The 4,530-nt window shown below is 73.5% G+C and carries 7 protein-coding genes; all 7 read left to right on the top strand.

The window, feature by feature from the left end; all coding sequences use genetic code 11:
* The first annotated feature begins 69 nt into the window (after window positions 1–69).
* The 7 genes from ACFU74_RS36215 (at window position 70) to ACFU74_RS36185 (ending at window position 4,427) form a co-directional block, all read left to right on the top strand.
* On the top strand, window positions 70–687 hold the full coding sequence (locus ACFU74_RS36215) for an ArsR/SmtB family transcription factor (RefSeq protein WP_380764384.1): 618 nt from the start codon (window positions 70–72) through the stop codon (window positions 685–687).
* The gene (locus ACFU74_RS36210; protein WP_380764383.1) at window positions 684–1,421 is read left to right on the top strand and encodes an SRPBCC domain-containing protein; all 738 of its coding nucleotides are present in this window, start codon (window positions 684–686) and stop codon (window positions 1,419–1,421) included. Before ACFU74_RS36215 ends, ACFU74_RS36210 begins: the two co-directional genes overlap by 4 nt.
* Before the next feature lie 51 nt (window positions 1,422–1,472).
* Window positions 1,473–2,045 carry a dihydrofolate reductase family protein gene (locus ACFU74_RS36205; protein ID WP_380764382.1) on the top strand — a complete coding sequence of 191 codons (573 nt, stop codon included), beginning with the start codon at window positions 1,473–1,475 and terminating at the stop codon, window positions 2,043–2,045.
* 46 nt (window positions 2,046–2,091) lie between these two features.
* A complete protein-coding gene (locus tag ACFU74_RS36200; RefSeq protein ID WP_380764381.1) occupies window positions 2,092–2,610 on the top strand; it encodes a GNAT family N-acetyltransferase in 519 nt (172 codons plus the stop codon).
* A 62-nt stretch (window positions 2,611–2,672) separates the two neighbouring features.
* The gene (locus ACFU74_RS36195) at window positions 2,673–2,975 is read left to right on the top strand and encodes a DUF1905 domain-containing protein (RefSeq protein ID WP_380764380.1); all 303 of its coding nucleotides are present in this window, start codon (window positions 2,673–2,675) and stop codon (window positions 2,973–2,975) included.
* Window positions 2,976–3,054: 79 nt separating this feature from the next.
* Window positions 3,055–3,993, top strand: a complete 939-nt coding sequence (locus tag ACFU74_RS36190; RefSeq protein WP_380764379.1) for an NAD(P)-dependent oxidoreductase — start codon at window positions 3,055–3,057, stop codon at window positions 3,991–3,993.
* Between the two features lie 5 nt (window positions 3,994–3,998).
* Window positions 3,999–4,427, top strand: coding sequence for a PPOX class F420-dependent oxidoreductase (locus ACFU74_RS36185; protein WP_380764378.1), 429 nt, complete (start codon window positions 3,999–4,001; stop codon window positions 4,425–4,427).
* Window positions 4,428–4,530 lie beyond the last annotated feature (103 nt).

Genomic DNA, 4,530 nt, shown 5'->3' with positions numbered 1-4,530 from the left:
GCGTGAAGGCGGCACACCGACAAATAATTTTGTCTTGACAAATTTTCCTGTCCGCAGCACTCTGGAGGGGTGCTGGACGTCGCTGTGATCGAAGAACCCGCCGCGGCCGAGGCGTCCCTGGCCCCCCTCCGGGCCAGGATCCTCGCCGCCCTGGCCGAGCCCGGCTCGGCGGCCATGCTGGCCGCCCGGCTGGACCTGCCCCGGCAGAAGGTCAACTACCACCTGAAGGAACTGGAGCGGCACGGACTGGTCGAACTCGCCGAGGAACGGCGCAAGGGCAACGTCACCGAACGGGTGTACCGCGCCACCGCCGCCTCCTACGTGATCTCGCCCGCCGTGCTGGCCGCCGTGAGCCCGGACCCGTCCCGCTCGCCCGACCAGCTCTCCGCCCGGTGGCTGCTGGCGCTGGGCTCCCGGCTGGTGCAGGAGGTGGGCACGCTGCTCACCGGCGCCGCCCGCGCCCGGCGCCGGGTCGCCAGCTTCGGCATCGACGCCCAGGTGCGGTTCGCCTCCGCGGCCGACCGCACCGCGTTCGCCGACGAACTCGCCCAGGCGGTGGCCGTCCTGGTCAGCCGCTACCACGACGAGTCCGCCCCCGGCGGCCGCACCCACCGGGTGATCGCCGGACTCCACCAGATCCCCGCCACGGACGCCGGCGCCGAGCCGGGACAGGAGAACGCGCGATGACCCACCCGTTCGAGATCGAACTGGAGACCCTCCTGCCGGCGAGCCCGGACGAGGTGTGGGCGGCCATCGCCACCGGGCCGGGCCTGGACTCCTGGTTCATGGGCCGCAACGAGCTGGACCCGCGCGAGGGCGGCACCGCTGCCATGGAGATCGGCGGCCACCGCGAGGACGCGGTGATCACCGGCTACGAGCCAGGCAAGCGCCTGGCCACCCGCACCGCCACCGCCGGGGACGGCCGCTTCATGGCCTTCGAGTACCTCATCGAGGGCCGCGACGGCGCCGCCACCTCGCTCCGGGTCGTCCACAGCGGGCTGCTCGGCGACGACTGGGAGGACGAGTACGACGCGCTGCGCCGCGGCTGGCCGTTCCACCTGCACACCCTGGGCGAGTACCTCGCCCACTTCCGGGGCCGCACCGGGACCCCGGTGTTCGCCGTCGCCTCGGTGCCCGGGCGCCCGGCCGGCGAGCTCCGCGCGGAGCTGGCCCGCGCCCTCGGCCTGCCGCTGCCGCCCGCCGTCGGCGCCTGCCCGGGCGCCGGGCCGGCCGGGCTGCCGCCGCTGGACGGCGAGGTCGTCTGGGCGGACGACGAGCGCTTCGGCGTCCGGACGGCCGACGGCCTCTACACCTTCCACCACGGCGCCGGACTGGTCCTGATGTTCCACCACCTCTTCGGCCCCCACCCGGAGGGCGCCGAGGCCGCCTGGCAGCAGTGGCTGACCGGCCTCCTCGCCTGACGGCCCCCGCACCTCCAACGTTCACCGTTCACCGCTCACCGAGGAACCATCATGCGCACTCTGATCAGCACCGCGTTCATCTCCCTCGACGGCGTCGTCGAGGCCCCCGGTGGTGAACCCGGCTACCGCAACTCCGGCTGGACCTTCAAGGACGTCGAGTTCGTCCCCGAGGCCTTCGAGATCAAGGGCCGGGAGCAGGAGGAGGCCACCGCGATGCTGCTGGGCCGGGTCAGCTACCAGGCCTTCAGCCCGGTGTGGCCGGACATGGCCGAGTTCGCCCGCTACAAGGAGCTGCCGAAGTACGTCGTCTCCACCACCCTCACCGAGGACGACCTGGTGGCGAACTGGGGCGAGACCACCATCCTGCGCTCGCTCGACGAGGTCGCCGCCCTGAAGGAGACCGAGGGCGGCCCGATCATCGTCCACGGCAGCGCGGCCCTCAACCAGGCGCTCTCCGACGCCGGCCTGATCGACCGCTACCACCTCCTCGTCTACCCGCTGCTGCTCGGCGCCGGCAAGCGCCTGTTCAGCGGCGCCGACAAGGACGCCCAGAAGCTGCGGCTGGTCGAGCACGCCGTCTACTCCAACGGCCTGCAGAAGCAGGTCCTCGACGTGGTCCGCTGACCTCCGCCCCGCCCCGGTGGGCCCGCCGGGGTGGCAGCATGGCGACATGACCGATTATCAGACCGATGTCGTCCCGCTGGAGGACTACGACCTCGCCGAGATCTTCGGTGACGCCCAGGACGCCTTCGGCGTCGCCGCGCTGGGGATGACCTGGCGGCCCAAGGAGCACCACGTCGGCATCCGCGCGGAACCGGGCGGCCGGCTCGTCGCGCACGCCGGCCTGGTGGTGCTGCCGGTGTCGGTGGGCGGCCGGCGGACGGACGCCGTCGGGCTCGGCGGCGTGGCCGTCGCCGCCGACCGGCGCGGCCGGGGGCTCGCCCGCGCGGTGGTGGACGGCGCACTGGCCCGCGCCCGCGGGCTCGGCCCGCAGCTCGCGTTCCTGTTCTGCCGCCCCGACGTGGCCGGACTCTACGCCCGCCTCGGCTGGCGCGCGTTGGAGGGCCCCGTCGAGGTCGAGCAGCCCGCCGGGCCGGTGGTGATGCCGCTGCGCACGATGTGGTTCCCGCTGCACGAGGGCGCGCAGTGGCCCGCGGGCGCCGTGCGTCTGCACTCCCTGCCGATGTGAGCGCCGGCGCGACGGGACGCGTGAACGGCCGGGTTGTCGGTGTCGCATGCGATGCTGGGCGCGTGGTGTTCGATTTTGAGGCCGAGCTCTGGATCTGGGACGCCCGGCGCGCCGACAGCTGGACCTTCGTCAGCCTGCCCGTCGAGGCCTCCGAGGAGATCCGCGACGTGGCCGCGGGCCCGCGCCGGGGCTTCGGCTCGCTGCGCGTGCGGGTCACCCTCGGCGGCAGCGCCTGGCAGACGTCGATCTTCCCGGACAGCAGCCGAGGCTGCTACGTCCTGCCCGTCAAACGCGCCGTCCGCACGGCCGAGGACCTGGAACCGGGCGACATCGCCGCCCTCACCGTCGAACTCGTCGACCTCTGAGGGAGAGATCGGCTGACTTTTCGTCAATCGGCTTTCACCGCTTGACCTTCACACTGATGTGAGGGTTCAGGATGGCGCCATGACCGACGAATCGAACGAATCAGCGAAAGACGTCCCCGTCGCCGTTCTCGGCCTCGGACTGATGGGGCGGGCCCTGGCCGGGGCGTTCCTGCGCGCGGGCCACCCCACCACCGTGTGGAACCGCACCCCGGGCAAGGCCGCCGAACTCGCCGACGGGGGAGCCCGCACCGCCGCCTCGCCCGAGGAGGCGGTGCGGGCCGCCGGACTGGTGGTGGTCTGCGTGTCCGACCACACCGCCGTCCACGACCTGCTCGACCGGCTCGACGCCGCCGACCCTGGCCTGCTCGCCGGCCGCGTCCTGGTCAACCTCACGTCCGGCACCGCCGCCCAGGCCCGGGAGAACGCCGCCCGGGTGGCCGCCGCCGGCGGCGGGTACCTGGACGGCGTGATCCTGGCCGTGCCGCAGGCCGTCGGCACGCCCGAGGCCGTCCTGCTCTACAGCGGCGCCCGCGCCGACTTCGAGCGGTACGAGCCCGTGCTGCGCAGCCTCGCCGCCGACGCCACCACCCACCTGGGCGAGGACCACGGCCTGGCCGCGCTGCACGACTCCGCCGTGCTCGGGCTGATGTGGAGCGTCCTGAACGGCTTCCTGCACGGCGCCGCGCTGCTCGGCGCGGCAGGCGTCGACGCGTCGGCCTTCGCCCCGCTCGCCGCCCGCTCGACGGTGACGGTGGCCGGCTGGCTGGCCGACTACGCCGGCCAGATCGACGCCGGCGCCTACCCGGCCGACGACGCCACCCTGGAGACCCACATCGCCGCGATGGACCACCTCGCCGAGGAGAGCGCGGCCCTCGGGGTGAGCACCGAACTCCCGGACCTGGTCCGGACGCTGGCGGGCCGTGCGCTGGCGGCCGGGCAGGGCGGCGCGAGCTACGCCGCGCTGGTCGAGCAGTTCCGCCGGCCGGCCCCCGCCGCCGGGGAGGTTGCCGCAGAATGACCGTCATGACGACGTCCTTCGACCCCCGCACCCTGCTCGCCGCGAGCCGCCTCGGTGTGCTCGCCACGATCAAGTCCGACGGGCGGCCCCAGCTCTCGCCCGTGATGCCGTACTACGACCGGGCCGCCGAGCGGCTCTACGTCTCGATGACGGAAGGACGCGCCAAGACGGCCAACCTGCGCCGCGACCCGCGCGCCGCCCTGGAGGTCACCGGCGCCGACGGGCGGTCCTGGGCCACCGCCGAGGGCACGGTCACCCTGGTGGGGCCGTCGGCCGACCCCGCCGGCCCGGAGGTGGACGTGCTGGTCGACTACTACCGGCGCGCCGCCGGCGAGCACCCGGACTGGGAGGAGTACCGCGCCGTGATGGTCGCCGACCGGCGCGTCCTCATGATCCTCGCGGTCGACCACGTCTACGGCGAGCGGCTCGGCTGACCGCTCCGCTCAGAGGTCGTTTTATCCCGATGTTTTATCCCTAAATCAGCTACTTGATCTGGGATGTCGGGTCGCGCCATGAGATGGTGTTCTCGCCGGTGAG

The organism is Kitasatospora sp. NPDC057500 (assembly GCF_042802195.1).
GTDB lineage: Bacteria > Actinomycetota > Actinomycetes > Streptomycetales > Streptomycetaceae > Kitasatospora.
Note: the sequence above shows the minus strand (reverse complement) of the source record. Positions and strands in the feature narration are given on the sequence as shown.

What these genes read in the sequence shown, in the direction of transcription:
- ACFU74_RS36210 (WP_380764383.1), top strand. Translation starts at nt 684, where the DNA reads ATGACCCACCCGTTCGAGATCGAACTGGAGACCCTCCTGCCGGCGAGC.
- ACFU74_RS36205 (WP_380764382.1), top strand. Translation starts at nt 1,473, where the DNA reads ATGCGCACTCTGATCAGCACCGCGTTCATCTCCCTCGACGGCGTCGTC.
- ACFU74_RS36200 (WP_380764381.1), top strand. Translation starts at nt 2,092, where the DNA reads ATGACCGATTATCAGACCGATGTCGTCCCGCTGGAGGACTACGACCTC.
- ACFU74_RS36190 (WP_380764379.1), top strand. Translation starts at nt 3,055, where the DNA reads ATGACCGACGAATCGAACGAATCAGCGAAAGACGTCCCCGTCGCCGTT.
- ACFU74_RS36185 (WP_380764378.1), top strand. Translation starts at nt 3,999, where the DNA reads ATGACGACGTCCTTCGACCCCCGCACCCTGCTCGCCGCGAGCCGCCTC.